The organism is Arthrobacter sp. 05T45 (assembly GCF_056395875.1).
In genome coordinates, this window is record NZ_JBFTKI010000001.1 from 114,660 (window position 1) to 141,088 (window position 26,429).

Annotated in this window: 25 protein-coding genes; 9 read left to right on the top strand and 16 right to left on the bottom strand. The window is 67.5% G+C overall.

The genetic code is table 11. The features are described 5' to 3' along the window. The first annotated feature begins 2 nt into the window (after nucleotides 1-2). Both AC1DGD_RS00550 and AC1DGD_RS00555 read left to right on the top strand, forming a co-directional pair. Nucleotides 3-875 (top strand): 3-hydroxyacyl-CoA dehydrogenase family protein, encoded by an 873-nt coding sequence (locus tag AC1DGD_RS00550; RefSeq protein ID WP_476855559.1) that lies wholly within the window; start codon nucleotides 3-5, stop codon nucleotides 873-875. A 32-nt stretch (nucleotides 876-907) separates the two neighbouring features. Continuing rightward, nucleotides 908-1,531, top strand: coding sequence for a GNAT family N-acetyltransferase (locus tag AC1DGD_RS00555; protein WP_476855560.1), 624 nt, complete (start codon nucleotides 908-910; stop codon nucleotides 1,529-1,531). Here AC1DGD_RS00555 and AC1DGD_RS00560 read toward each other — a convergent pair. Further along, the gene (locus AC1DGD_RS00560) at nucleotides 1,528-2,364 is read right to left on the bottom strand and encodes an SGNH/GDSL hydrolase family protein (RefSeq protein ID WP_476850195.1); all 837 of its coding nucleotides are present in this window, start codon (nucleotides 2,362-2,364) and stop codon (nucleotides 1,528-1,530) included. The two genes, AC1DGD_RS00555 and AC1DGD_RS00560, sit on opposite strands and share 4 nt — an antisense overlap. A gap of 153 nt (nucleotides 2,365-2,517) precedes the next feature. Between AC1DGD_RS00560 and AC1DGD_RS00565 the strand changes: the two genes are divergently transcribed. Continuing rightward, nucleotides 2,518-3,255, top strand: coding sequence for a tyrosine-protein phosphatase (locus tag AC1DGD_RS00565; RefSeq protein ID WP_476855561.1), 738 nt, complete (start codon nucleotides 2,518-2,520; stop codon nucleotides 3,253-3,255). Nucleotides 3,256-3,266: 11 nt separating this feature from the next. Here AC1DGD_RS00565 and AC1DGD_RS00570 read toward each other — a convergent pair whose 3' ends face one another. Continuing rightward, nucleotides 3,267-3,632 carry a hypothetical protein gene (locus AC1DGD_RS00570; RefSeq protein WP_476855562.1) on the bottom strand — a complete coding sequence of 122 codons (366 nt, stop codon included), beginning with the start codon at nucleotides 3,630-3,632 and terminating at the stop codon, nucleotides 3,267-3,269. Here AC1DGD_RS00570 and AC1DGD_RS00575 point away from each other — a divergent pair. After that, entirely contained in the window at nucleotides 3,631-6,186 is a 2,556-nt protein-coding gene (locus AC1DGD_RS00575) for a S1 family peptidase (protein ID WP_476855563.1), read from the top strand. The genes AC1DGD_RS00570 and AC1DGD_RS00575 overlap by 2 nt on opposite strands. Nucleotides 6,187-6,300: 114 nt before the next feature. On the opposite strand, the gene AC1DGD_RS00580 is transcribed toward AC1DGD_RS00575, so the two are convergent. Continuing rightward, nucleotides 6,301-7,626: a globin domain-containing protein gene (locus AC1DGD_RS00580; protein ID WP_476855564.1), complete on the bottom strand. Its 1,326-nt coding sequence runs from the start codon at nucleotides 7,624-7,626 to the stop codon at nucleotides 6,301-6,303. A 234-nt stretch (nucleotides 7,627-7,860) separates the two neighbouring features. After that, the gene (locus tag AC1DGD_RS00585; RefSeq protein WP_223913660.1) at nucleotides 7,861-8,277 is read right to left on the bottom strand and encodes a PaaI family thioesterase; all 417 of its coding nucleotides are present in this window, start codon (nucleotides 8,275-8,277) and stop codon (nucleotides 7,861-7,863) included. A gap of 165 nt (nucleotides 8,278-8,442) precedes the next feature. Here AC1DGD_RS00585 and paaZ point away from each other — a divergent pair, with 165 nt between their 5' ends. Both paaZ and AC1DGD_RS00595 read left to right on the top strand, forming a co-directional pair. Beyond that, the gene (paaZ, locus tag AC1DGD_RS00590) at nucleotides 8,443-10,545 is read left to right on the top strand and encodes a phenylacetic acid degradation bifunctional protein PaaZ (RefSeq protein ID WP_476855565.1); all 2,103 of its coding nucleotides are present in this window, start codon (nucleotides 8,443-8,445) and stop codon (nucleotides 10,543-10,545) included. A 189-nt stretch (nucleotides 10,546-10,734) separates the two neighbouring features. Further along, entirely contained in the window at nucleotides 10,735-11,142 is a 408-nt protein-coding gene (locus AC1DGD_RS00595; protein WP_476855566.1) for a VOC family protein, read from the top strand. Between the two features lie 164 nt (nucleotides 11,143-11,306). Here AC1DGD_RS00595 and AC1DGD_RS00600 read toward each other — a convergent pair whose 3' ends face one another. The 4 genes from AC1DGD_RS00600 to AC1DGD_RS00615 form a co-directional block, all read right to left on the bottom strand. Then, nucleotides 11,307-11,708, bottom strand: coding sequence for a (R)-mandelonitrile lyase (locus AC1DGD_RS00600; RefSeq protein ID WP_476855567.1), 402 nt, complete (start codon nucleotides 11,706-11,708; stop codon nucleotides 11,307-11,309). A gap of 8 nt (nucleotides 11,709-11,716) precedes the next feature. Further along, nucleotides 11,717-12,049 (bottom strand): carboxymuconolactone decarboxylase family protein, encoded by a 333-nt coding sequence (locus AC1DGD_RS00605; protein ID WP_476850188.1) that lies wholly within the window; start codon nucleotides 12,047-12,049, stop codon nucleotides 11,717-11,719. A gap of 72 nt (nucleotides 12,050-12,121) precedes the next feature. Beyond that, nucleotides 12,122-13,150, bottom strand: coding sequence for an aldo/keto reductase (locus tag AC1DGD_RS00610; protein ID WP_476855568.1), 1,029 nt, complete (start codon nucleotides 13,148-13,150; stop codon nucleotides 12,122-12,124). 20 nt (nucleotides 13,151-13,170) lie between these two features. Then, nucleotides 13,171-14,052, bottom strand: a complete 882-nt coding sequence (locus AC1DGD_RS00615) for an aldo/keto reductase (RefSeq protein ID WP_476855569.1) — start codon at nucleotides 14,050-14,052, stop codon at nucleotides 13,171-13,173. Nucleotides 14,053-14,349: 297 nt separating this feature from the next. On the opposite strand from AC1DGD_RS00615, the gene AC1DGD_RS00620 reads away from it, so the two are divergent. Continuing rightward, on the top strand, nucleotides 14,350-15,231 hold the full coding sequence (locus AC1DGD_RS00620; protein WP_476855570.1) for a helix-turn-helix transcriptional regulator: 882 nt from the start codon (nucleotides 14,350-14,352) through the stop codon (nucleotides 15,229-15,231). A gap of 41 nt (nucleotides 15,232-15,272) precedes the next feature. Here AC1DGD_RS00620 and gad read toward each other — a convergent pair whose 3' ends face one another. The 7 genes from gad to AC1DGD_RS00655 all read right to left on the bottom strand — a co-directional run bounded on the left by gad (nucleotide 15,273) and on the right by AC1DGD_RS00655 (nucleotide 22,472). Beyond that, nucleotides 15,273-16,652: a glutamate decarboxylase gene (gad, locus tag AC1DGD_RS00625; RefSeq protein WP_476855571.1), complete on the bottom strand. Its 1,380-nt coding sequence runs from the start codon at nucleotides 16,650-16,652 to the stop codon at nucleotides 15,273-15,275. A gap of 31 nt (nucleotides 16,653-16,683) precedes the next feature. After that, the gene (locus AC1DGD_RS00630; RefSeq protein ID WP_476855572.1) at nucleotides 16,684-17,385 is read right to left on the bottom strand and encodes a hypothetical protein; all 702 of its coding nucleotides are present in this window, start codon (nucleotides 17,383-17,385) and stop codon (nucleotides 16,684-16,686) included. Next, nucleotides 17,378-18,754, bottom strand: coding sequence for a chloride channel protein (locus AC1DGD_RS00635; RefSeq protein WP_476855573.1), 1,377 nt, complete (start codon nucleotides 18,752-18,754; stop codon nucleotides 17,378-17,380). The genes AC1DGD_RS00630 and AC1DGD_RS00635 overlap by 8 nt, the downstream gene beginning before the upstream one ends. A 266-nt stretch (nucleotides 18,755-19,020) precedes the next feature. After that, nucleotides 19,021-19,881, bottom strand: a complete 861-nt coding sequence (locus AC1DGD_RS00640; RefSeq protein ID WP_476855574.1) for a DUF427 domain-containing protein — start codon at nucleotides 19,879-19,881, stop codon at nucleotides 19,021-19,023. A 69-nt stretch (nucleotides 19,882-19,950) separates the two neighbouring features. After that, nucleotides 19,951-20,556, bottom strand: coding sequence for a TetR/AcrR family transcriptional regulator (locus AC1DGD_RS00645; protein ID WP_230008365.1), 606 nt, complete (start codon nucleotides 20,554-20,556; stop codon nucleotides 19,951-19,953). Between the two features lie 31 nt (nucleotides 20,557-20,587). Next, entirely contained in the window at nucleotides 20,588-21,916 is a 1,329-nt protein-coding gene (paaK, locus tag AC1DGD_RS00650) for a phenylacetate--CoA ligase PaaK (RefSeq protein WP_476855575.1), read from the bottom strand. A gap of 16 nt (nucleotides 21,917-21,932) precedes the next feature. Beyond that, complete coding sequence (locus tag AC1DGD_RS00655; RefSeq protein ID WP_476855576.1) at nucleotides 21,933-22,472, bottom strand: hotdog fold thioesterase; 540 nt, start codon at nucleotides 22,470-22,472, stop codon at nucleotides 21,933-21,935. A 91-nt stretch (nucleotides 22,473-22,563) separates the two neighbouring features. On the opposite strand from AC1DGD_RS00655, the gene pta reads away from it, so the two are divergent. Further along, the gene (gene pta, locus AC1DGD_RS00660; RefSeq protein ID WP_476855577.1) at nucleotides 22,564-24,675 is read left to right on the top strand and encodes a phosphate acetyltransferase; all 2,112 of its coding nucleotides are present in this window, start codon (nucleotides 22,564-22,566) and stop codon (nucleotides 24,673-24,675) included. A gap of 60 nt (nucleotides 24,676-24,735) precedes the next feature. Here the strand turns inward: pta and AC1DGD_RS00665 are convergent, their stop codons facing one another. Next, on the bottom strand, nucleotides 24,736-24,999 hold the full coding sequence (locus tag AC1DGD_RS00665; protein WP_476855578.1) for a hypothetical protein: 264 nt from the start codon (nucleotides 24,997-24,999) through the stop codon (nucleotides 24,736-24,738). 205 nt (nucleotides 25,000-25,204) lie between these two features. On the opposite strand from AC1DGD_RS00665, the gene AC1DGD_RS00670 reads away from it, so the two are divergent. After that, nucleotides 25,205-26,374, top strand: a complete 1,170-nt coding sequence (locus AC1DGD_RS00670) for an acetate kinase (protein ID WP_476855579.1) — start codon at nucleotides 25,205-25,207, stop codon at nucleotides 26,372-26,374. Nucleotides 26,375-26,429 lie beyond the last annotated feature (55 nt).

Below are 26,429 nucleotides of genomic sequence, written 5' to 3' on the forward strand. Positions count from 1 at the left end.
ACATGGGCAACTCCGTACTCCCCGCCAACCTTCCGACAGCAGTGGGGGTTCTCGGTGGCGGCCGCATGGGCGCAGGCATCGCCCACGCCTTCCTGATCAACGGAGCCAACGTGGTGGTCGTCGAGCGCGACGAGGCCTCGGCCGAGGCCGCCCGGGAGCGGGTCGAGTCCGCCGCCGCCAAGAGCATTGAGCGCGGCGCCGTGGACGGCAACCTGGACGAGATCGTTTCCCGGCTCGCGGTCACCGTGGACTACGACGACTTCGCCGGCCGGCAGCTGGTGGTCGAGGCCGTTCCGGAGGACTGGGACCTGAAGATCACCGCGCTGCGCGGCATCGAGGAACGGCTCGCCGACGGCGCCTACCTCGCCTCCAACACGTCCTCGCTCTCCGTCAACGGTCTGGCCCGCGAACTGAAGCGGCCGCAGAACTTCCTGGGCCTGCACTTCTTCAACCCGGTGCCGGCGTCGACGCTCATCGAAGTGGTCCTCGGCGAGCAGACTTCCGACGCCCTGGCCCAGGCCGCCCGCGGATGGGTGGAGGCGCTCGGCAAGACCGCCGTCGTGGTCAACGACGCGCCCGGCTTCGCCTCCTCCAGGCTGGGCGTCGCGATCGCCCTCGAAGCGATGCGCATGGTGGAAGAGGGCGTGGCCACCGCGGAAGACATCGACAACGCCATGGTGCTGGGCTACAAGCACCCCACGGGACCGCTGCGGACCACCGACATAGTGGGCCTGGACGTGCGCCTCGGCATCGCGGAGTACCTGCAGTCCACGCTGGGTGACCGTTTCGCTCCGCCGCAGATCCTCCGCGACAAGGTGGCCCGCGGCGAACGGGGCCGCAAGTCCGGCAAGGGCTTCTTCGACTGGACCAAGTGACCGGCATTCGTCCGTGCCCCTAGGATGGTGCGGTGACCTCCCTGGACCGCCCCGCGATCGCGCCCATCACCCTGACCGGCAAGTACGTCGTCCTTGAGCCGCTGAGCCAGGACCACCATGACGGCCTTGTCGAGGCGGCACGCGACGGCGAGCTATGGCACCTCTGGTACACCAGCGTGCCCACACCGCAGCACATAGCCGCCGAGATTGAGCGTCGACTGGCCCTGCAGGACAGCGGCGCCATGCTGCCCTTCACCACGCGGCTGCTCGACCCCGCTACCGGCGGACCGGGCCGGGTGATCGGCATGACCACCTACATGAACATCGACGCCGCCACGCCCCGGGTGGAGATCGGCTCCACCTGGAACGCGGCGTCCGTGCATGGCACCGGCAGCAATCCGGACTCCAAGTTGCTGCTGCTGCGGCACGCCTTCGAGACGCTGGGCTGCCCCGCCGTCGAGTTCCGGACGCACTGGCTCAACCACCAGTCCCGCGAGGCGATCACGCGGCTGGGGGCCAAACAGGACGGCGTGCTCCGCAGCCACACGCGCAGCGCCGACGGGGCGCTGCGGGACACCGTCGTGTATTCCATCCTGGAACATGAATGGCCGATGGTCCGGAACGCCCTCGAATCCCGGCTGGCCAAGCGGCGCTAGCGTGCCGAGTAGGCCTTGGCCCCGTTAAGCGATGCGAAGTACGCCTCGTAGCCCCGGGCGTTCGGGTGGAAGTTTTCTGGACTGGCCAGGGCCGTACGGCTGAAATTGATCCACGGAGCCGCAGAGTTCACGCCGTGACCGGCGAAAGCGGCCCGGACATCGACGTACTCCGCTCCGGTGGCCCGGGCGGCGGCGGCGATGGAGCCGTTCAGGCCGTCCGCCAGGACCGTGGCCTTGTAGATGAACCGGGACATCGGATCAGCCTGGCCGGGCGCGACGGGATCGTAGAGGTAGGGGTAGCCCGTCACTACAACCTTGGCGTTGGGGGCGGCAGCCTTCACGCGCTGGATCATCGCTGTCACGTCGCCGGACAGTCGGTGGCTGGAGATCTGGCCCTCGGCGTAGGCACTGGCGGCATCGCACAGCGGACCCGCAGCGGGATTGACCATGGCGGCGCCGCAGGAGGCGAGGATTTCCGCAAACCGGAGGTTGTTGCCGCCGGCAGTGATGGTGACGAGCCCGGTGGTCCTGGTCAGCCGCCTGAGCTGGGTGTTGACGACGTCCTGGGTCGTCTTGCCGCTGCAGGCCGCGTTGGCGACGAGTTTGATGGTCTTCGTGTGGGCAGCGAGTTCGGAATAGCTGTTCTCGCTCCGGTAGCAATCATCCAGGTACGGCCCCGCCCCCAGCCCGGCGGCATAGGAGTCTCCGAGCGCGACGTACCGGGTCCTGTCCGCCGCCTCCGCCGGTACCGCCGCCACACCGGCCGCCATGGCCAGGGCGGCGAGACCGGCCGCCAGAGCCGTCCGCCGGCGTCGAAGTTTCAGACGTCCCATGGTGTTCTCCTCAGTGGCACCCTGGGTTCAGCGCCCGTGCCGTGAAAAACGTGTTGCGAAGCGTAAACCCCGCACCATGCCAATGGTCCCATTGTGTATAACGTTTGTGAATCCTGCCGCGGATCGCGCCGGTGCGTGTGCTTAGCTTTCTGGATGATGATTCCTGCAGCGCCCCTGGGCCAAGCCAAGGGGCAGGCGGTGCCCGGAACCGTGGAGTGGGATGGGGCCGTCAACGCGTGGCACGTGGCCGGGGACGTGTTCCGCATGGGACGGCGGGAGTGGCTCACCGAGGCCGGCTGGCGGCAGGTGCACCGCCGGGGCATCCGGACCGTCATCGACCTCCGCAACGAAGCCGAAATCCGGCGCCGGGAGACCGATCCGCCGGTGCGGGCTGGGGCCCTGGCCGGTTTCGACGTCGTGCTGGCCCCCACCGAAGACCCGGACAACCGCGAATTCCGCGAGCTCTGCGTGCCTTACCTGAACGACCCCGCCTGTTATGCGGACAACGCCAGGCTGTTCCCGCACCTGCTGGCCCGGGTCTTCAAGGCGGTGGCCGCCGCTGAAGGCGGTGTGGTCATCCATTGCTCCGCGGGGCGGGACCGGAGCGGCATGATCGCCGCCATGCTCCAGGACCTCGCCGGTGACGGCGACGAGGCCATTGTGAGCGGCTACCAGCGCTCCATGCGGGGCATCAACGAGCACCTCCGGCGCGCCGCAGTCCCGCATCCCCACGAGCGTTTCCTGCCCGAGAATGTGCTGGCGCCCCTGCTGGAATCCCGGGGCCAGAGCCTGCTGCAATTTGTCCGGTCCCTCAACACTGCGGACTACCTCTTCCGCCACGGCGTGACGACCCCGGAACTCGCGGCCATCCTCGGAAAGCTCGGCCGATAGGGTGGGCGCAGTTAGGGTAGGCCAGTGAAGACTCCGAAGTTCCAGCCGATGGTGCGGGCCGCCGCGGCCCTCGCGATTGCGCTTGCCGGTACCGTGCCTGCTTTTGCGCTGACCGCGGTCCCGGCGATGGCCGAAGCCAACGCCCCAGTCCCCGACGACCCGGCGCCCGCTGCGTCGGCGATGGCGACGCCGGTTTCGACGGCGGTCCCGATGCCGGTCTCGACGGCGGTTCCAGCGCCGGCTGCGTCTGCGATCTCGACGGCGGCCCCGGTGCCGTCGCCGGCTGACGCGCCTTTGGCTGGTTCTTCTCCGGTGCCGTCCGCGACGCCGATCAGCGATGCCGGCCTCGCCGAGGCCGTGCGGCGGGACCTTGGCATGACCCTCGCGGAATTCGACGCCGCCGGTGCACTTGCCCGGCGGGCCGCCGACGCCGCACCCTCCCTTCGGGCCCTCCCGGGTTATGTGGGGATCAGCCTCGCCGGCGGCAAGATCGCGGTTGAAGGCAGCGGCGCCGAGCTCCGGGCCCGCGTGGCCGAACTGAACCAGTCCGGCCCGGCTGACTTCCTGCTTGCCGCCCCCGCGGCCGCCGCCGCTGTCCCGTCAGCCGCGGAGCTGCTGGCCTCCAGCACCCAGCAACTGTTCGAGACCTATGTCCGCGAGGTCGGGGCCGCCGGGCTGCAGGCCGTCACCTACACAGACGGCCACTTTGTCATCCGCACCGGAGGCACCAACACGGCGCAGTCCGTTCCGGCTGCCGACGCCCTTCCCGCCGCCGCTGTTCCCGCCGCTGGCGCCGATGTGCAGCCGGCGAAAGCCCCGGGCATGGTGCCGAAGATGTCCGCGGCCGAATTTGTGGCCCGCTACGCCAACGTGACGCTGGAACAAGGATCCCGGATCACCACCGAGGAAGACTACTTTGGCGGCCAGGGCTACATCGTTGACGGCCAAGGCCTGTGCTCGGCCGGGTTCGGGGCCTTCAGCCCCGCGGGCGAGCATCTGGTCCTGACCGCCGGGCACTGCGCCGGTGACGGCTCCGCGAAGCAGGCCGCGATCGAAAATCCGGCGGGTGCGCCAGCGGCCGGGGGTGCAGGTTCGGGCGCAGCCGCCGGGATCCTGGGCACATTCGGGTTCAGCCAATTCGGCGGCCCCGGAAATTCCAAGATATCGACGGACGGCGCCAGCGTCGGCACGGACATCGCCGTCCTCCAGGGCATCATGAGCGGCCTGGACCTCCAGCCCGCCGTCACCCGATGGGACAAGCCCGCCGACCCGGGGCCGACGTCCGTGAAGATCGTGGGAACAGTGGCTCCTTTCCAGGGCCAGCCCGTGTGCCGGTCCGGCCGGACCACCGGGTGGAGGTGCGGCACGGTGGATTCAGTCGGCATCTGGGCCATGGTTGGGCCAAATTCACTACCGCCGGACTATGACAACGATCTCCGGGCGGTCCGAGGCTTCGACTCGACGTCCGTCACCTCCGGCGGCGGGGACTCCGGCGGCCCGTGGATCAGCGGGAACTTCGCTGTCGGGCTGCACACGGGGGCGGAAAGTACCGACGAGGGCGTCCAGACTCGGGCCATCGCGACCAGCCTCGAGGATGCCATGGGCCAGGTCCCCGGCGGTGTCCAGCTGCAACTGTTCCTGGCCAAGCCGGCGCTCGCTGCGGCCTCCAACGGAACCGTCACAGCCGGTGGGCCGATTACCGGGCACATCGATGCCGGTCCGGCCTCCGTGGTGGCTCCGAATTCCAAGGTCCGCATCACCGTCCTGAACCAGAAACCTGGCCAGACCTCCGGCCAGAAGGACGGCCAGCCCTTGGAAGTGCCGGTCGATGCGTCGGGAAACTGGCAGTTCCCCGCACCGTCGTTGGCCGGGCCCTTCACGTTCTCGGCTGAAACCGTGAACGGCTTCAGCGGCTCCGGCGCAGTCGCCCTGTCGGTCGACGTCTCCAGGCTCGCGGCTCCGGCCATCACCTCACCTGTGGACGGCCAGCCGGACGGCCCGGGACTCACCGCCATCGACACCATCGAGGGCACCGGAGAAGCCGGAGGCACGGTGCGGCTCTCCGGCGACTTCACCGGGACCGGGCTCGTCGACGCAGACGGCCGCTGGAGCATCAACGTGGCCGATCAGCCGGTCTTCGGAAAAATTTCGGTCACGGCCGTGCTCACGGCCCCCGGAGAAATGGACAGTCCCGCGGCGACCCGCACCTATACCGTCATTCCGCCGGCTCCGGCGGTGTCGAACCTCAGGGACGGCCAGCACCTGCGCCAGGACGCCCTGCCAGCCACCATCTCCGGCACAGCCCTTCGAGGTGCCGGCGTGGCCGTGGCTGTGGACGGGGTGGCCGTGGACTCCGTGCAGGCCGGTTCCGGTTCCGGAGCGGGCAATGCCGCGCTCGAGCCCGGGACCGCGCAGACCTTGGCCGGCAGTGCCCGGTGGAGTGTCACGTTCCCCGCGGAACTGGATGCCGGAGCGCACACCTTGACCGTGACGCAAACCATTGACGGCGTCGCATCGCCGCCGGCAGCCGTGGCGTTCAGCGTCGAGGCCACGCCCGTTTCCGGGGGCACTCCGGCCGGGCCGCCCGCCGGGCCGCCGGGATCCGTGCAGCCGGCAACGCCTGGCCACCCGGGGGTCCCGCAACAACCGGCGGTCCCGCAACAGCCCGCCAACCCTGCCGGGGCTCCCGCCGGACCGGTCAAACCGGCGCAAGCTCCCGCCCCGCCGTCGGACACCTCCGTCATTGTGGGCGGCACGGCAGCGGGCAGCGCATCACCGGACAACACGGCGCCAGGCAACACGCCGGGCACCTCAGGCCAGCTGGCGAGCACGGGCGCCGGCGGGCTCCTGCCCGTGGCCGGTCTCGGCGCGGGAGCCCTGCTGCTCGGCGCGGCCTTCGTGGCGTTCGGCCGGCGCCGGGCGGTGCGTTAGCCGGGGCATCCAAGCCCGGGCTCGCCGGAAAGCCGCGGGGTCGCCGTACGGCTACGGCGACCCCGCAAGCTTTGGGCGAATCCGCGCGTTCGGGAGGAAACAGCGAGCCGCGGGTTACTGGAAGTCAGCCAGCCAGAGATCCGGGCCGAAAACCTCGTACTGAATGTCCTTCGCGGGGACGCCACCGGCAATCAAGGCGCTCCGAACCGACTTCAGGAACGGCAGGGGACCGCAGAGGTAGTACTCGGCGTCGTCCGGGAGTTCGACGTCGCTGACGTCCATGAAACCGGAGAACACGGAACTGCCCGCCCCGGCCCTCTCGCCGGTTTCGCCGGTACCGCCCGCCGCGCCGGTCCCGCCGGTACCGCCCGCCTCGCCGGTTTCGCGCGCCCCGGCTCCCTCGCCCGTCTCGCAGGTCTCCGCTGTCCCCGCTGTCTCCGCGGGAGCCAGGAACCAGGTCTTCAGGGTCCCGTCCGCGAGTTTCGCAAGATCTTCCCTGACCTGCGCGCGGAGCGGGAAGGAGGCCTCGCTGTCATCGGCATGCAGCAGCATCACCTGGCGTCGTGAACCGGACTGCACCAAGTGGGAGAGCATCCCGGCCATGGGCGTGATGCCGATTCCCGCGCTGGCCATGACCAGGGGCCGGTCCGTGTACTCCAGCACAACGTCGCCGAACGGAGCTGAGAGCACCACCTCGTCGCCTACCTGGACGTCATTGTGGAGCAGACTGGACATCTCGCCGTCGGGAGTCGTAAGTCCGTGGACCCTCTTGACGGCGAACTGCCGGTGCTGCCCGTCGTCGGCCTTGGTCAGACTGTACTGCCGGGGCTGCTGTACGCCGTCGGGCATGGTCATCTTGAGAGTCACGTACTGCCCGGGCAGGGACGGCTTGACGTCCCGCTCGTCGGTCCGCTCGACGACGAACGAGACGACGTCGGCAGTCTCCTGGATCCGCTGCACCACCCGCCACGTCCGCCAAATGGTCTCGGGGGAGAGGTGCACTGCGTTGTACAGCCCGCGCTCCTTGTTGATGAGCAGGTTCGCCATCAGCCAGTAGACCTCGTCCCAGGCGGCGGCGACCTCGGGAGTGACGGCATCTCCCAGAACATCCACGATCGCCCACATGAGGTGGTCGTGGACAATCTGGTACTGGTCCGGGCTTAGTCCCAGCGAGACGTGTTTGTGGGCCACCCGGGAGAGCAGATGGTCCGGCACCTGGTCCGGTTTCTCCACGAGCATGCCGGCGAAGGCCGCGATGGATCCGGCGAGCGCCTGCTGCTGGCGGCCGTCCGCCTGGTTTCCCCGGTTGAAGAGCCCGTCCAGGAGATCCGGCTGCGCCTCGAACATATGTTTGTAGAAGCGCTTGGCGATCTCCTCGATGTGCTCGCCGACTACGGGCAGCGTTGCCTGAATGACGGGAAGTGAGGTGTCTGAGAGCATGGTGGATCCCTTCCGGTGAGACCGGTGATACCCGGCGGTGCCGGGCGACTCAGCACTTCCAAGCTAACAGCCGCGGCCGCGGGCCTTCCGGGCCGATCGGCCCTACATCGGGAGCGGGGTCCGGTGTAGGCGGCCTCCCGCCCTGGGCCCGAGTTCGCCGGAAAGCTCCCGGGTCGCCGGAACGTTACAGCGACCCCGCAGGTCTCCGGCGACCCCGAGGGTTCGGGGCAGAAGTCAGGCCTTGCGGTCCAGCAGCAGGTTGGTGATCCGCAGCGTGCAGATTCGCTGGCCGGTCTCGTTCGTGATCAGCACCTCGTGGGTGGTCAGGGTGCCGCCCAGATGGATGGGGGTGGCCGTGATCGTGATCAGTCCCTCGCGGGCCGACTTGTGGTGCGTGGCCGAGACGTCGACGCCCACCGCCGTCTTGCCCAGGGTGCTGGCGTGGATGACGGCGGCCCAGGACCCCACGGCCTCGCCCACGGCCAGTGAGGCGCCGCCGTGCAGGAGCCCGAACGACTGCCGGTTGCCCTCCACCGGCATGGTCGCGACCACGCGGTCCACGGACTCCTCGACGATCTTCACGCCCATCTTCTCGTCGAGTTCCCCCAGGGTGATTTTCCACAACTCGGTGCTGCCGGTCTCGGGCGTCATAGCGTCTCCTTTGTTGCCGGCCGGCCGGGTCCCGGACGGTCGGTGCCGCCGCGGCTAGTGTGCGGCAGGCCTCATTCATGTACTGTAGATCATATTACCGAACGGACGGTCAGTAATGTTCCGGCCGTGTTGATCTTGCTCCCCCGTTGGAAGGACCCGTCAACGATGACCACCACAGCCGCACCCACAGTAGACACTGTCGAGATCGTTCCCAGTTTCATCCGGGGTTCCTGGTGGACTCCCGACGACGCCGCCGCCGCCGGCGCGGCGCCGGTACTGGACGCCAGCACCGGCGAGCTCCTGGCGAAGGTGAGCACCGAGGGGCTCGACCTCGCCGCCGTCGTGGATTATGGCCGCACCACCGGCCAGGCGGAACTTGGCACGCTGACATTCCACCAGCGCGCGCTCAAGCTCAAGGAACTGGCGCAGTACCTCAATGGCCGCCGCGAGGAGTTCTACGCGCTCTCGGCGCAGACCGGCGCCACCAAGATCGACTCCATGATCGACATCGACGGCGGCATCGGCGTCCTGTTCACCTTCGGGTCCAAGGGCCGCCGGGAGCTGCCCAACTCCCAGGTGGTGGTGGATGGCCCCATGGAGGTGCTGTCCCGCGACGGCTCGTTCGCCGGTGAGCACATCTACACCCGCATCCCCGGCGTCGCCGTGCAGATTAACGCCTTCAACTTCCCTGTCTGGGGCATGCTGGAGAAGCTTGCCCCGGCCTTCCTCGCCGGCGTCCCCACCATCGTCAAACCCGCCACCCCCACCGGGTACGTGGCCGCCGCCGTGGTCAAGGCGATCGACGAATCCGGCATCCTGCCCACCGGCTCGCTGCAGCTGATTTCCGGCTCGGTCCGTACGCTGCTGGACCACCTGGACTACCGCGACCTCGTGGCCTTCACCGGCTCCGCGTCGACCGCCAACACGCTCAAGTCGCACCCCAATGTGGTCAAGGGCGGGGTCCGCTTCACGTCCGAGACCGACTCCCTGAATGCCGCGATCCTGGGCCCGGATGCGGTCAAGGGCACACCGGAATTCGACGCCTTCATCAAGTCCCTCGTCACCGAGATGACCGCCAAGGCCGGCCAGAAATGCACCTCGATCCGCCGCGCGATCGTGCCGCAGGAAGTCGTCGCCGACGTCACCGCCGCCGTGGGGGACCGCATCCGCGAACGCGTCGTGCTCGGTGATCCCCGCGCCGAGGGCGTCACCATGGGCGCCCTGGCCTCCCTTGAGCAGCTCGCCGACGTGCGCGCCGCCGTACAGTCCATGCTCGACGCCGGCGGGGAGCTCGCCTACGGCACGCTCGACGCGCCCAAGGTCACCAGCGCGGACGGCAGCATCGGCGTCGTCGACGGCGGCGCCTTCATGTCCCCGGTCCTGCTGAGCTGGGCCAACCCGGAAGCCGAGGAGGTCCACTCGCTGGAGGCCTTCGGCCCGGTGTCCTCGGTGATCGGCTACACCGACCTGACCGACGCCGTCCGCCTCGCCGCCCGCGGCGGCGGCTCGCTGGTCGCCACGGTCTGCACGAACGATCCCGCCGTGGCCCAGCAGCTGGTCACCGGCATCGCGGCCCACCATGGCCGCGTGCTCATGCTCAACCGCGAGGACGCCCGCAGCTCCACCGGCCACGGCTCCCCGGTCCCGCACCTGGTCCACGGCGGTCCCGGCCGCGCCGGCGGCGGCGAAGAGCTCGGCGGCATCCGCTCGGTGATGCACCACATGCAGCGCACCGCCATCCAGGGCTCGCCGAACATGCTCACCGCCGTCACCGGGCTCTGGCACACCGGAGCGGACCGCAACTTCACGCTCGAGACCGAGGGCCAGCACCCGTTCCGGAAATCCCTCGCCACCCTGCACATCGGCGACGCCATCCGCTCGGAGCTGCGTGAGGTCTCGCTGGAGGAAATCACCAAGTTTGCGAACTCCACCGGCGACACCTTCTACGCCCACACCAACCAGGAAGCCGCCGCGGCCAACCCCTTCTTCCCGGGCATCGTGGCGCACGGCTACCTCCTGCTCAGCTGGGCAGCCGGCCTGTTCGTGGAGCCCGCACCGGGACCGGTCCTGGCCAACTACGGCCTGGAGAACCTGCGGTTCATCACCCCCGTGGCCGCGGGCGATTCCATCCGCGTGACCCTGACGGCCAAGAAGATCACCCCGCGCGAGACCGACGAGTACGGCGAGGTGGCCTGGGACGCCGTCCTGACCAACCAGAACGACGAAATCGTCGCGACCTACGACGTCCTGACCCTCGTAGAGAAGTAGCCCGTCCCGCTCACTCCCGCCTTACCTCCGGTTGCGCTATCACTTGTGGCTGCCAAAAGGTCGAAATGACCGCCACAAGTGATAGTGCAACCGGGGAGGGACAGGGGCGGGCTTCGCCGTGCAGGGAGCAATTGGCGGGCTCTTTCCATCCCGCTCCGGCGTAAAATCTTGCTCGTAGGAGGTGGCGAAATGACCCTAGTACTCAATAAAGCCACAACAGTCCTGCCAGTTGATGATGCAGCGCGTGCCCGGCATTTCTACGCGGACACTTTGGGGCTCCCGCACCGTGGCGTGGCAGATGACGGAAGCGAATTGTTCGGCTCAGAAGGCGGCCCAATGCTGCAGCTGATGCCAGTCAAGGATGGAATGCATTCAGAGCACACCACCCTGAGCTTCGAAGTCAGCGAGATCGAGCGCACGGTCCAGGAAATGGAAGCCAAGGGCGTCATGTTCCAGGACTACGATCGCCCGGACCTCAAGACCGAGAACCATATTTGTACAACGGATTCAGAGAAGTGCGCCTGGTTCATGGACTCCGAGCACAATATTTTGTGCGTGCACGAGAACATCACCACGGCAGCTGATTACCAGCTCTAAACGGCGGGCAACGGCGGATTTTCGGGCGCTCCGGCTCAGCGGGGCGCCCTTTTCTGTTGCCCGCGGCCATCCAGGGCGCCTCGCCGCCTTCCGGTGGCGCCCAGGCCCAGGTTCACGAGAGGGATTGTTCCCAGCTGCGTCCCTGCAATTGGTTCGCGGGCTGGTCAGCTTCCGTTGTACTCGTCGTCGGTGATGTGCTCGCCCCACGTGGTGGTCGTCGCTGCGTCCCCGCCGTTCTGGAGCATGGCGATATGTTCCATGAAGCAGCCAGGGGCAGCCGCGTGCCAGTGCTCCTCGCCGGGCGGCGTGTAGAGCGTCTGGCCTGGGTGGACTTCGATGATCTTGCCGTCCCGGGTTCCGAACCGGCCAACTCCCTGGGTGACGCGGAGGTACTGGCCGTGTTCATGGGAGTGCCAGGCGGTGCGGGCTCCGGGCGCAAAACGGACGGTCGCGACCACCATCGTCTGATCCGGCTCGTGCGGGAGCGCGATCGGATCGAGCCAGACGTCGCCGGCGAACCGGGCCGGCGGGTTCTTCGCAGTGGGGACAGTGGGTTCGATGTTCATGGTGATCCTTACTTGCTCTCGGTGAAGAGCCGCTTGGCGACGCCCATGGCGGCCATGCCCTTGGGCCAGCCTGCGTAGAGCGTGACATGGGTGATGGCTTCGATGAGTTCTTCCCGGGTGACGCCGTTCTCAATGGCACGGCCAAGGTGGAAGCCGAGCTGTTCGGTGTTGCCGCCGGCGGTGAGTACGGCGACGGTGATAAGGCTGCGGTCACGGGCCGGAAGCTCCGGGCGGTTCCAGACGTCCGCGAAAAGGACGTCGTCGGTGAGTTCGGCGAGCTTCGGGGCGAAGTCTCCGAACATGTTCCGGCCTCCGCCGATCTGTTGGGGTTGGTCAGTCATGATTTTCCTTCTTTCAGTGGAAGCTCGAACTGCTGCACAGAGCTTCATGCAGGGCTTCAGGCGCCTCGGCGGTCACAGTTGCTTCCGTCGCCGCGCCAGGGGCGTGAGTTCGTTGGCGCCGTAGCTGTTGTCGTCCGGGTTGACGGTAACGCCGGGTGCGACGAGCTGGTCGATGCGGTCCAGCACGTCGCTGGCCAAGGTGATGTCCGGGGCGGGCAGATAAGACTCGAGCTGTTCCATGGTGCGCGGTCCGACGATGGCGGCTGTGACGCCGGGGTGGTTGATCGCGAAGGCGATGGCCAGTTCGATGAGCGTCAATCCGGCATGTTCGGCCAGTTGGGCGAGTTCTTCGACGATGTCGAGCTTGCGCTGGTTGGCCGGGCTCGTCATGTCGAACCGGGCGTTCGGACGCGCGGTTGAGGTGGGCGCGGAGGCTGCATTTTTACGCCAGCGCCCGGAGAGCCAGCCGCCGCTGAGCGGGCTGTAGGTGAGGGTTCCCATGCCGTGGCGCTGCACCGTGGGAAGGATGTCCTCCTCGATGCCGCGGACCAGGATCGAGTACGGCGGCTGCTCGGTGACAAACCGCTCCAGGTTGCGTTCCCGGGATGCCCACTGGGCTTCCACGATCTGCGACCCGGAATACGACGAGGAGCCGATGTACCGCACCTTCCCCTGGCGGACCAGATCAGTGAGGGCGCCGAGAGTCTCCTCGACGTCGGTATCCGGGCTGGGCCGGTGCACCTGGTAGAGGTCGATGTAGTCGGTGTTCAAGCGGCGTAGGGAGTCTTCCACCGCCCGCATGATCCAGCGGCGGGATCCACCCCGCTGGTTGGGATCGTCTTCGCTCATGGGCATGAAGAACTTCGTGGCGAGGAACACGGCCTCACGCCGGCCCTCCAGTGCCTGCCCGACGATTTCCTCGGATGCCCCGCCGGAGTAGACATCGGCGGTGTCGATGAAGTTAATGCCCGCGTCGAGGGCGCGGTGGATGATTCGAATGGAGTCCGCGGTGTCGTTGTTGCCCCAGGGGCCGAACATCATCGCGCCGAGGCATAGGGGACTGACCTGCACGCCTGTGCGGCCAAGGGGACGGTATTCCATGGTGGTGGCTTCTCTCGGTCTCAGGCTTCGGGGATGACCATGGCGAAACGCTCTTCGCGGGCCTCGTCGGGGTCCGGTCCGTTGCGCACACCGGTGTCGAGGGCGTCGATGGCGGCGAGTTCGTCGGCGCCGAGTTCGAAGTCGAAGACGTCGAAGTTCTCGGCGATGCGTGCGGGGTTGGTCGACTTCGGGATGGCTGAGCGGCCCTGCTGCAGGTGCCAGCGGATCATGACCTGGGCGGGGCTCTTTCCGTGTGTTTGTCCGATGCCGGCGATCGTCGGGTCTTCCATCACGTTCCTGCGCTTCTCGCCCCATCCGGGGTAAAAAGTGATGCCGCCGATCGGTGACCACGCCTGGGTAAGGATGCCGTGTTCGGTGTCCGTTGCCTGGACGGCCGGCTGGGCGAAGTACGGGTGCAGCTCAATCTGGTTCACCGCCGGGACGACGTCTGTGGCCGCCAGCAGCTGCTCCAGGTGATGCGGCATGAAGTTGCTGACACCGATCGCCCGGACGCGCCCGTCAGCAAGCAGGGTCTCCAGGGCCTTGTACGCGCCGACGGTTCTTTCGAAGCGGTCGGGGGCGGGCTGATGCAGGATGAACAGGTCCAGGTAGTCGACGCCGAGCTTGCCAACAGCCTTTTCCCAGGCGTGCAACGTCTGGTCGTAGCCGTAGTCACTGACCCAGACTTTGGTCTCGATGAACACGTCGGAACGGTCCAGGCCCGAGTTGCGGATGCCCTCACCGACCTCCCGCTCGTTGCCGTACGCCGCGGCAGTGTCGATGTGCCGGTAGCCGGCCGCCAGCGCCGCTTCGACGGCCGCCGTCGTTTGCTCCGGCGCGCTTTGGAAGACGCCCAGTCCGAGGGCGGGCATCGTGACGCCGTTATTGAGAGTAAGTTCCATGTGCATGCCTTTCACGGTATTCAGGTGTGCGGGATTATGGGAGGGCACGTGAGTACCCCCTTTTCGGATGTAGCCAGGTCAGCGGGCGGCCTCGGCCAGGGGTGCGGGTGCGGCCCCGAGCGGTGTCAGGTAGCTGGCGAGGATGATCGCCAGGATCGCCGCCGGGTGGGCAGTAGTTGCGGGTGCAGGATTCATGTTTTCCATGGAACTGTGATTTCCCAATGGAGGGGAGTCACGGTCGTTCCGGGTAATGCCAGTGCCTCCCTCGTCGCATTGGCCGCGGGTAGCGTGGAGGCCATGACACACAGCGACGACGTGCGGAAGTTCCTGACCTCCCGCCGTGCCAGGATCACGCCGGAGGAGGCCGGCCTCCCGGTCTACGGCGGAAACCGCCGCGTTACCGGGCTGCGCCGCGAGGAAGTCGCGATGCTCGCCGGGATGAGCATCGATTACTACATACGCCTTGAGCGCGGAAACCTCTCCGGCGCCTCGGACAGCGTCCTTGAAGCCCTCTGCCGTGCACTGAAGCTTGACGACGCCGAGACGGCCCACCTTTTTGACCTGGCCCGCGCGGCCACGGCCGCTCCCCGGGTGCGGCGAAAGCGCAGCCCGCAGACAGTGCGGCCGAGCGTGCAACGCGTCATTGATGCGATCACGACGGCGCCGGCCTGGGTCCGCAACGACCGCGGGGATGTCCTTGCCGCCAACGAACTCGGCCGTGCGCTCTACCTGGACATGATGGCTGAGCAGGTGACTCCGCCGAACAGTGCACGGTTCACCTTCCTGAACCCGAAAGCGCGGGAGTTCTTCGCCGATTGGGAACGCAGCGCGGACGACATCGTCGCGGTCCTGAGGTCCACCGCCGGGAAAAACCCCTACGACAGGGACCTCACGGACCTGATCGGAGAGCTTTCGACCCGCAGCGAGGAGTTCCGCACCCGGTGGGCGAGGCACGACGTGAAGTACCACCGCACCGGCCGCAAACGGCTCCACCACCCGATCGTGGGGGACCTGGACCTGAGCTTCGAAGCACTGGAACTGCCCGCGGACCCAGGACTGCGCATCAACGTCTACACGGCAGATCCCGGGACACCCTCCGAGGACGCCCTGAAGGTCCTCGCCAGCTGGGCCGCCACCCAGCGCGAAACGGCAACGGCCGCAGTCAGGGAGAAGGAATGACCGACCGTTCCTCCACCGTGCTCATTGTTGGCGCCACCAGGTCAATGCCCGGGTCCGGTGACGATCTTCTTTCGTTCGGATTCGTGCGCGCCGCCCTTCTTCGCCAGCGTTGAGCACGCCTCCTCGATATCCCGGGCGAGCGTGTCGACGTGCTCGCGGCTCATCGTTTCCTTGACCAGCGCACGCATGATCGTCACGTCCTGGGCGTTCGGCGGCAGTGTGTAGGCCGGCACCATCCAGCCGCGTTCGGCCGAGAGCTGCCAGGCAATGTCGAACTCGTCGTACCCGGGGTCGCCGGCGAGCCGGAACGCAACCAGGGGAAGCTGCTCCTCGTCGGGGCCGATGATCTCGAACCGGCCCATGGCCTCCAACTTCTCGGCGAGGGCGCGGGCGTTGGTCTGCATGTTCTGCATGATGTAGGTGTAGCCGGCGCGGCCATAGCGCACGAAGTTGTAGTACTGGGCGAGAACCATCGACGAGCCGGTGGAGAAGTTCAGGGTGAACGTCGAGTCGGTCTTGCCGAGGTAGTTCTCCTCAAAAACAAGGTCCTTGGCCAGGTCGGCCTTCTCCCGGAAGATCAGCCAGCCGATGCCGGGATAGACCAGTCCGAACTTGTGCCCGGAGACATTGATCGAGCGGACCTGCTCGAGCCGGAAGTCCCACTCGGAGTCCGGGTACAGGAAGGGCCAGACAAACCCCCCACTGGCCCCGTCCACGTGCAGCGGCACATCAAGGCCCCGCTCACCCTTGATCCGGACCAGCAGGTCGTTGATGCCGACGATGTCGTCTTTGTGCCCGGTGAACGTAGTGCCCAGCACGGCTGCGACGCCGATGGTGTTCTCATCGATATGGGCCTGCACGTCCTCCGGGCCGATCGTGTACTTCCCCGGCTGCAGGGGCACGATCCGCGGCTCGACGTCGAAGTAGCGGCAGAACTTCTCCCACACAACATGCACGTCGCCGCCGAACACCAGGTTAGGGCTCGACGTCGATGCGCCGGCGGCCTCGCGGCGTTTGCGCCAGTTCCACTTCAGGGACAGGCCGCCGAGCATGATCGCCTCGGACGATCCCTGGGTCCGGGCGCCCGTCGTCTCGCCGGGAGCGTGGAAAAGGTCTGCGAGCATCCGAATGCAGCGCTGCTCGATTTCGGCCGTGCGGGGATATTCGGCGTGGTCGATGAAATTGCGGTGCAGGTTCGCTGCGATGATCTGCTGGGCCTGCGGCTCCATCCATGTCGTTACGAAGGTCGCCAGGTTGCGGGCCGGATCACCCTCCAGCGCCAGGTCCTCCGACACCAGCCGCAAAGCGTCCTCAGCAGGAATGCCGGTCTCCGGGAACTCCCGGCTCGGAACCTCCTGGGTGACAAATCGGTTGCCGAACAGTGCCACGTCGGCGTCCGCCGGCTGGGAATTTATTGACATCACTTCTCCTAAAGAGACTGTTGAAAGGGGGTTACGGATGAGCTCCACGGCTTGCAGGAGACGAGGCGTCGGTGGATTCTGGACTCAGCATCAGAACCGCGCCGGTGAGAAAGCACAGGCCTCCCACAAATGTGCCGAGATTGGACAGCTCGGCGTTCCAGACATCGCCGCTCGACGGTATGACAAACGCCGCGACAGCCGAGATGCCGAACGCAACGGAGCCGGCCACGTTGATCACGCCGATCTTCCACGTTCGAGTCCTGGGCCGGCCGGCAATGGCGCCGCGACCGGCATCCCGCAACGCCACCCCGCTTGAAACGAGGAAGGCGACTGACCCCAAAGCGTCGGGTCGCCACACTTGCTGCTCGGTCAGCGCCGCACTGAGATTGACCCGCATTGCGTTTGCCGTACTCCAGTTGAACCACAGCGTGCCGGCAAGTTGAACCGCGCCAGCAAGCCAGCCGAGATTCCGTGGCGCCCATACCCAAAACGAATGGCGCCGCGTGGCACCCACGGCCGGGAGCGCGTCAACGGCTTCGCGGTACTGCAGGAACGCCGCACAGGTGAAGAACAGCGAACCGATGAAGAACGTGGCTGCACACAAGCGCAATCCCACGGCCTCGGCGTATAGCGGCACCGCTCCCAGGGCGAACAGACTCGAGCCAATGATGAACAACCAGGCGGTCCACCGGTCCCGTACGGTCAAACGGCCCGCGCTCGAGATCTCAGTCATTGTCGGCCCTCGAGGCAGCCCGATGGTGGACCTTGCCGCCAGCGTCAGGCGCCACGGGCCCTTTCGGGCCCGGGACCGGGAGCACGTTGGAGATCACGAAGGCCACCGCCACAGCCACCACCACCTGCGGTGTTACCGCCACACCGTCCACTCCCAGCAGCAGCGTGGCCAGCAGGGTCGACGTCAACGGCAGCCGCAGCATGGCTGCGCACATGGCTCCCATGCCCATGCCGAGTCCTGCCGCGAGATTCATTCCGGGCAACCCGCTCGCGACGATACCGAGCGCCGCACCGATGAACATCGAAGGGAACACGGGCCCACCACGAAAAGCGCTCAGGGAGAGCCCGTAGGCCAAGGCCTTACAAACGATCAGCAGGAGGAGCGCCGCAAGCGAGTAGTCCGTGGCGTGTTCGACCAGATCCGGAAGGGCGTCCTGCCCCGAAAACAAGACCTGCGTGAAGCTGTTCCCAGAGATCAACTGGTAGGCCATTGCGGCAAGACCGATCAGCAGGCCGAGCCCGGAGGTCACCAACATCCGGTTCAGGTGCACGAGCGGACGAAGCGAGAGCCCGACCCAGCGGATCAACCATCCCAACAGCGCACCGACGACGCCCATGATCACCGCCCAGCCCAGCGTCGCCAGGGTCGGCGGCACAGCAGGCGGCACGACGGGCAGCGCCAGCGAGAAGCTGCCCAGCCCGGTCCAGCCGTCCAGGCCGACGAACACCAGCGCCCCGACGCCGGACGCGAGCAGTCCGGGCAGGGCCATCAGGCTCAGCGTCATTCCCCCGATCCCGGCGGCCTCCATGATCAGGAATGCACCGAGCACGGGGGATCCGAGCAGGGTACTGATCGCTGCGAAGCTGCCAGCCGACGCCATGATCGTCAGGGCCATCGGCGGAGCGTCCTTCTTCGCCAGGTGCACCGCCAACGCCCCGAGGCCGCCACCGATCGCGATCAGCGGACCCTCCGGCCCGAGCACCGCACCCAGGCTGAGCGTGGTCAGCGCCGCGAGAATAATGCCCACGAGCTCCCGGCCGCTGGGCGGACCGCCGCCCGTCTTGAAGCCGAAAGCCGGTGAGTGGCCCCCGGTTCCCGGCAGATACCGGATGGTCGACGCCGTCAACAGCCCACACAGCACCAACCACGGAACCGGCCACCAGGCAGGAGCGGGACCCCCGAGGACTTGTTCAGGCAGGCCGACGAAGACGTACTGCTGGACAACCGCGACCAAAGCGAGAAAGCCGTACGCAATGACCGAGATGGGAACGCCCAAGACCGCAGCCAGCACGAGCGCAGAGATGTACGCCCTGGAACGAATGACGACGGCCGGATCGAAACTGGGCGGCGATGCGGCAGGCTCGCTCATTCCCGGCAACCCGGCGCGACTGTGACGATCCGGGTGACCCCGAATGTCCTTCTTCCAGGTCGGGGCGGCGTGCCCGGCCGGCAACACCGCGGGTCACCGATGATCAACGAGCAGAACATCATCCCTCCTCCTTCCGCCAGACGGCGGGAGCCTTTAGCGAGGTCTCACAAGCGATAGAGGTGGTCCTTCAGATGTTCTCCAAGCTAAACCCTTCCAAGGGGGCAGTCGTCACCCAATGCGGGTGAAAGAGAACCAAAGCGTTGCGGTCACACCCCGGGTGCCCCCGCTCCGTCCGGGCGTGACCACGGCGTGACCGGGCGCTCCTGCCGGACGCCGTCCACCGTGATGTCCACTCGCTCATTGAAGAAACTGACAAGTCCGTGGATCTGCGCGGCGTCGCGGAGCCGCCGGTCATAGCTCCACGCGACGTTCCTGCCCTGCTCGGAGCCAGGGTAGCTCCAGTAGCTCGCCTGGCCCTTGTACGGGCAAATGGTCCGTTTGGGGCTCTCTTCCATCAGATCCAGCCGCACATCCGACGGCGGAATGTAGTAGCGCACCGGCAGCATGGTTTCGTAGAGCAGCTGCGCGCCGTTCGTCGTGGCGAGCGTTACGCCGTCGAGCCCTACCTCAACGGTGAGCGAGGACGCCCGGATGTCCACACGGTGGAACGGATCACGTGGGTGGCCGATGATCTCCTCGTCGTCCTCGAGCCAGCCGAAAGCGTTGAAATCCAGCACCATGTAACCGGCGAGGTCGGGGTCCGCCGGCCGGAAGGCAGCGCGGGGCAGCCTCGCATGGGGAGTGACGACGTCGAGCTCCTCACCGGCCGCCGTGTGCCTGCCGAACGCCGTGCGCGGATCCAGCGCCCGCGGCCCCTCCCGGCTCACTCGGAAGCCGTGTTCCGGGACGTCGCCCGCCTGCTGCCCCGGCGGCGCCAGTTCGGCACGGAGGTCGCCTTCGGAAACGGCGTAGACGGGGGTGATGCGTTTGGGCTCCCACACCAAGAGCGCACCCAGAGTGTCGACGACGGCACGCCCGCCCACCATGGCACGGACCCTTTTCGCGGTGGGCTGGTAACGCAAATCGGGGAACGTGCTGAAGAGGACGTCAGATATCTTCGTGGCCATGACTACAGGGTGGGCGTCCGTTATCCCGCCGTCAACGACTGACCCGGCCACCCGCCGGCCGGCAGGCGGTCAGCGGGGGACGTGAAGGCCGTGGAACGCCATGGTGATGACGTCGTCGGACAGCTTCTCCGGGGACAGCGAGCCGCCCGGCTTGTACCACTCGACGATCGAGTTGATGGTGCCGAACAGCAGCCGGGTGACGGTGCGGGGGTCAATGTCCTGGCGGAGCGAGCCCTCATCCCGAGCCTCGGAAATCAATGCGGCGACCTTGTGGTCGAAGGTGCGGCGCCGTTCCAACGCATCCCGCTCGATCTCCGTGTTCCCGCGCAGGCGCAGCAGCAGCGTCACGAAGGGCAGCCGCTCCACCAGCACCGAGATGGTCTGGCGGACCACGAACTCCAGCCGGGCATCGGCCGAACCGGAGGTTGCCCCGGGCTGGTCCAGGATCGCCTCGAGCCCGCCCAGGGCGTGGTCCAGGGCGAGCTTCAGCAGGTCGCCCTTGGACGGGACGTGGTGGTAGATCGCGGACTTGGAGATGCCCAGGTTCTCAGCAAGGATACCCATCGAGGTGGCATCGTAGCCGTGGCGGTTGAAGACGTCGACGGCGATGACCAGCACCGACTGCTGGTCATAGCCGGGGCGGCCGCGCTTGGTGGTGGTTGCTGTGCTGGGCATAGTGGCTAGTTTCTCACGATCTGGTGCTCACTCAGCCCTTGGGGCGCATGTCGTAGATCCGGCGCAGCTTGCCGTTGGACCGCTCCAGCGAGCCGGGGTCGACGACGTCGACGGTGCAGGAGGAGCCGACGTGGATCTTGATCTGCTGCTGCAGGACCTTGGCGGCGGCCGTGGCGCCCTCGACGGTGACGGTGTCGCGGCGCTCGATCTTGACGGTCAGCTGGTCCATGCGCAGTCCCTCGGGCCGGGTCAGCTCCAGCTGGAAGTGCGGGCTGAGCTCGGGGATGCGCAGGGCGATCTCCTCGATCTGGGACGGGAACAGGTTCACCCCCCGCAGGATGATCATGTCGTCGCTGCGGCCCGTGATGCGGCCCATGCGGCGGTGTGCCGGCCGAGCGGTGCCGGGCAGGAGCCGCGTGAGGTCCTTGGTGCGGTACCGGATGATCGGCAGCGCCTCCTTGGTGAGCGAGGTGAACACCAGCTCGCCCGGTTCGCCGTCGCCCAGCACTACGGTGGGGTCGAAGGCGTCGATGATTTCGGGCCGGAAGTGGTCCTCCCAGATGTGGCTGCCGTCCTGCGTTTCCACGGCTTCGCCGGCGACGCCCGGGCCCATGACCTCGGAGAGGCCGTAGATGTCGCAGGCCTTGAGGTTCATAGTGGTCTCGAGCTCGTGCCGCATTTCCTCGGTCCACGGCTCGGCGCCCAGGACCGCGTACTTCAGCGACGTGGAGGCCGGGTCGATGCCCTGCTTGATCATGGCGTCGGCGATGGTCAGCAGGTAGGTGGGGGTGGCCAGGATGGCATCGGGCTTGAAGTCCTGGATGAGGGTGATCTGGCGCTCGGTCTGGCCGCCGGAGATCGGGATGACGGTGCAGCCGAGGGCCTCGGCGCCGGCGTGGGCGCCCATGCCGCCGGTGAACAGGCCATAGCCGTAAGCGTTGTGCACCTTCATGCCGGGCCGGACGCCGGAGGCGCGCAGCGAGCGGGCCACAAGCTTGGCCCAGTCGGCGAGGTCCTTCTTCGTGTAGCCCACCACGGTGGCGCGGCCCGTGGTGCCGGAGCTGGCATGGATCCGCGCTACCTCGTTCTGCGGCACGGCGAACATGCCGAAGGGGTACTCGAGGCGGAGGTCCTCCTTGGTGGTGAAGGGGAACTTGCCGAGGTCGGAGAGTTCACGCAGGTCCGACGGGTGGACGCCGGCCTCGTCGAACTTGCGCTTGTACAAGGGGACGCGGTCATAGGCGTAGGCCACCGTGTGCTGCAGGCGGCTGAGCTGGAGCGCCTCGAGCTCGTCGCGGGAGATGGTCTCCTCGCGGTCCAGGACAGCGTCGGAAGTGGCGGCGGCAGTTTCTTGGGTCATCAGTGGTTCCCTGTTTCTATTTCTTGGAGATGGTGCGGCTGCGGCCGCGGAACTCGGCGATGAGTTCCCACGTAGGGGCGTCGGTAGCGGTATCGGTGGGGAGCTGGCCCGGAAGGGTTGCTGCGGGGGCCGCGCCGGCCGGTGCCGCCGGGATACCCGCGCCAGGGTCGGCGGCGTAGATCTGGATGTCGTACAGCCCGCTGCGTCCGGTGCTGGCGCGGCGGTTCGCGACGGCGGTCAGCACCTGTCCGCGGAAGGCGGGCTTCAGGAAGTTGATGTCAACGCCGGCAGCAACCGTGATGTTGCCGCTGTCGATCCCGGCTTCGCCGGGTTTCGGGCTGGCCGGGTTGCAGGCGAGGGCGAAGGCGGTGTCGCCGAAGGCGAAGATCATTCCGCCGTGGGCCATGCCGAAGCCGTTGAGCATTTCCTGCCGGAGCGTCATGCGGATCGTGGCATGCCCGTCGTCCAGCGCCAGGACTTCGATGCCCATCCATTCCGAGGCGTAGTCGTCTTTCAGGATGGGGTGGGTGGCCCCGGAAACCGTCAGTTCAGCCATGCGTCGTTGCCTCCAGCTTTATTTACCGAATGTTCATTAGGTAATCCCATGTGGGTGCCCGCTGTCAAGGGGTGTAAGTATGCTGGGACACATGGCCAAAGGAATTTACGTCAGCGCGACCACCCCGGGCTCCGGCAAGTCCCTCATAGCGCTGGGGCTGGCGGACACCCTCCACCGGCACGCGGACCGGATCGGATTCTTCAAGCCTGTGGTTCACGGCAACGACGCCGCGGCGGACCCGATGGTGGCGCTGATGAAGGCCCGGTTCGATCTTGATGACCAGCGCTGCCGCGGCGGCCTGACGTTTGCCGAGGTCCGCGGGCTGCTGGCCGAGGGCAACAGGGCCGAGATCGACGCCCGCTGCGTGGAAATCTTCGCCGAAATGTCCCGCCACTGCGACGTGGTGATTGTGGAGGGGACGGACCTCACCGGCCAGGATGCCGCCGTCGAATTCGACCTCAACGCTCGCCTCGCGAACAACCTGGCCGCCTCGATCGTCGCCGTGGTGGGCGCGAAGGGGCGGACCGTCGCGGAGGCTGCCGACGCCGTCGAGGTTGCCCGCAAGGAACTGGCGGCGGAACACTGCAGCCTCCTGGCCATCATGGTGAACCGGGCCGACCCGGAGGACGTGGACGGGATCGTCGCCGCCGTGAAGCCCGGCGCGTCCGGCCGCCCCGTCTACGTCTTCCCCGAGCTGGAGGACATCGCACGGCCCACCACCGGGGAGGTGGCCTCGGCCCTTGGGATCCGCCAGGTGGCCGGCCGGCAGGACATGGAACGCGACGTCCATTCCATCAAGGTGGCGGCGATGAATGTGGCCAACTTCCTGCACGTGCTCGACGACGGCGCCCTCGTGATCGTCCCGGGTGACCGTGCGGACGTGATGGTCGCGTGCCTCGCGTCATCGTTCTCGCCGGAGTTTCCGGTGCCGTCTGCGCTCATCCTCACCGGCGGCCTGGCCCCGGACCCCAACATCTACTCGCTGCTGGCGCAGGCGCCATTCCCCGTGTTCGCGGCCCCGGACGATACCTACACCACCGCCAAACGGGTGTCCGAGGTCCGCAGCGAGATCTGGTCGGGGCACCGCCGCAAGGTGGCCTCGGCCGTGGGGCTGTGGGCTAAGCGCGTGGATGAGGCCGAGCTGGTGGAGCGGCTGCACCTGCCGCGGCTGGAGCGGATGACGCCGCTGCGGTTCCTGCACGACCTCATTGAGCGGGCCCGGCTGCAGCGCCGGCACATTGTCCTGCCCGAGGGGAACGACGTGCGGATCCTGCGGGCCGCCGAAATTCTGCACCGGCGGGACGTCTGCGAACTCACGATCCTGGGCAATGAGTCGGCGGTCCGGGAGCTGGCGTCCACCCAGGGCATCGACCTCTCCGGCATGAGCATCGTGGACCCCGCGACGTCGGAGCTGCGCCAGCAGTTTGCCCAGAAGTACGCGGAGCTGCGGGCGCACAAGGGCGTGGACCTGGCCCGGGCGCTGGAAGTCATGCTCGACGGCAGCTACTTCGGCACCATGATGGTGCAGCTCGGCGTGGTGGACGGCATGGTGTCCGGCGCCGCGCACACCACGGCCCACACCATCCGGCCCGCGCTGGAGTTCGTCAAGACCCGGGACGGCGTCAAGATCGTCTCCTCGGTGTTCCTGATGCTGATGCCGGACCGGGTGCTGGTGTACGGCGACTGCGCGGTCAACCCTGACCCGAACGCGGAGCAGCTGGCGGATATCGCGCTGGCCTCGGCCGAGACGGCAGCCCAGTTCGGCGTGGAGCCGCGGGTGGCCATGCTGTCCTACTCCACCGGCGGATCCGGGACCGGGGAAGCAGTGGACAAAGTCCGGCAGGCCACCGAAGTCGTGAAGGACCGCCGCCCGGATCTGGCCGTTGAAGGCCCCATCCAGTACGACGCCGCCGTCGACGCCGCGATCGCCGCGTCCAAGATGCCGGGCTCGTCCGTGGCAGGGCAGGCGACCGTGTTCATCTTCCCGGACCTGAACACCGGCAACAACACCTACAAGGCGGTGCAGCAGTCCTCGGGTGCGGTCGCTGTCGGGCCAGTCCTGCAGGGTCTCCGGAAGCCGGTTAACGACCTCTCTCGCGGGTGCACCGTGGAGGACATCGTGAACACGGTGGCCATCACCGCCGTGCAGGCGCAGTCCGTGGAGCCCGCTACCGAGCCTGAACCTGCGGCTGCCCGCGCATAGTCAGCAGTTCCGGCTCGGCTGTTTTCCCGGGCAGCTGTCTTCCGGGTCAGCTGTTTTCCGTCAGCTGTTTTCCGGCTGTGCCGGATTGTCGGGGTCTTCCTCCTTGGCGGGCTCATCGGCCAGGCCCGCCGGCGTGAGATCCAGGTCCTCCAGATTCTCGGGGGCCTCGGGCGCTTCGCCGACCTCGGCGGCCTTGGGGTTTCCTGTGTCGTCCAGGGCCGGGTTCGCGCCGACGACGCCGGTGGGATCCGGTTTACCGGAACCGCTGGCGGGTTCGGTGCCCGCTGGTTCGGTGCCCTCCGGCTGGGTCGCGTCGTCAGTCATGGAAATCCCCTTCGTGAGTTGTCCAGTTGGTCCGCCGACTCTAGGCGCCCGGCCCGGCTTTCGCAACGGATGGGCGCCACTGGCGTTCCGGCAATTTGGTCCGGCAATTTATAGTGGATCCCACGGAGCGCTCGGCCAGGCTCCGGCGTGATGCCAGTCCCGGCGCACCCTCGGGTAGCGTCGAAGCCAAGGCTTAGGAGGCCCCATGCTCGTGCTCGTCATCAACTCTGGCTCGTCTTCGCTCAAGTATCAGGTGCGCGACGTCGAGGCCGGCAGCGTGCTCACCGAAGGCCTGGTCGAGAAGATCGGCATGGGTGCCGGCGGTGAGGGCGACGGCCAGATCGAGGGCCCGCGCGACCACGCCCAGGCGCTGGAGCAGGTGGACGCCGCCATCCACGACGCCTTGGGGGACCGCGTACTGGATGCCGTCGGCCACCGCGTGGTGCACGGCGGGGAGCGCTTCGCCGAGCCGGTGCTGGTCAACAACGAGATCACCCGGGCCATTGAGCGGCTGAACCCGCTCGCCCCGCTGCACAACCCCGCCAACGTCCTCGGCATCCGCGCGATCTCGAAGAAGTGGCCCGAACTGCCGCAGGTGGCCGTGTTCGACACCGCCTTCCACCGCACCCTGCCCGAGCACGCCTGGCGCTATGCGGTGCCGGACGAGCTCTACACGAACCACGGGATCCGCCGCTACGGCTTCCACGGCACCTCGCACGAATACGTTGCGCACCGGGCGGCGGCGCTGCTGGATGTTCCGGTCGAGGAGTTCGACGCCGTGATCGCCCACCTGGGGAACGGCGCCTCGGTCACCGCGATCCGCGGCGGCCAGTCAATCGACACGTCCATGGGATTCACGCCCCTCGAGGGTCTCGTCATGGGCACCCGCTCCGGCGACCTCGATCCGTCCATCCTGGTCTTCCTCGGCCGGAACGGATGGTCACCCGAGGACCTGGATTCGATGCTGAACCGGCAGTCCGGGCTCAAAGGCCTGGCCGGCAACAACGACATGCGCTCCGTGGTGGAGGCCGCGGAAGCCGGCAATGCCAAGGCGGCCATGGCCCTGGCGGTCGCGTCCTACCGGCTCGCGAAGTACATCGGCGGCTACCACGTGGCCGTGGGCGGCGCGAAGGCTCTTGTCTTCACGGCCGGAATCGGCGAGAACTCGCACCAGTTCCGGAACCTGGTGGCGCAGCGGCTCGGTGCCCTCGGCGTCGAACTCGACGCCGGGCTGAACCGGGAACGGTCCAGGGAACCCCGCGTCATTTCCACCCCGACGTCGGCCCTGCCGGTCCTTGTGGTCCCCACTGACGAGGAACGGGCGATCGCGGAGGCAACGGCCGCCGCCGTCGCGCAGGCATCCGTTGCTCCATAGCCGCCCTGTTGGCCGCGCAAAACGGCGCTTCCGGAGCAACGGATGGGTAGCGTTG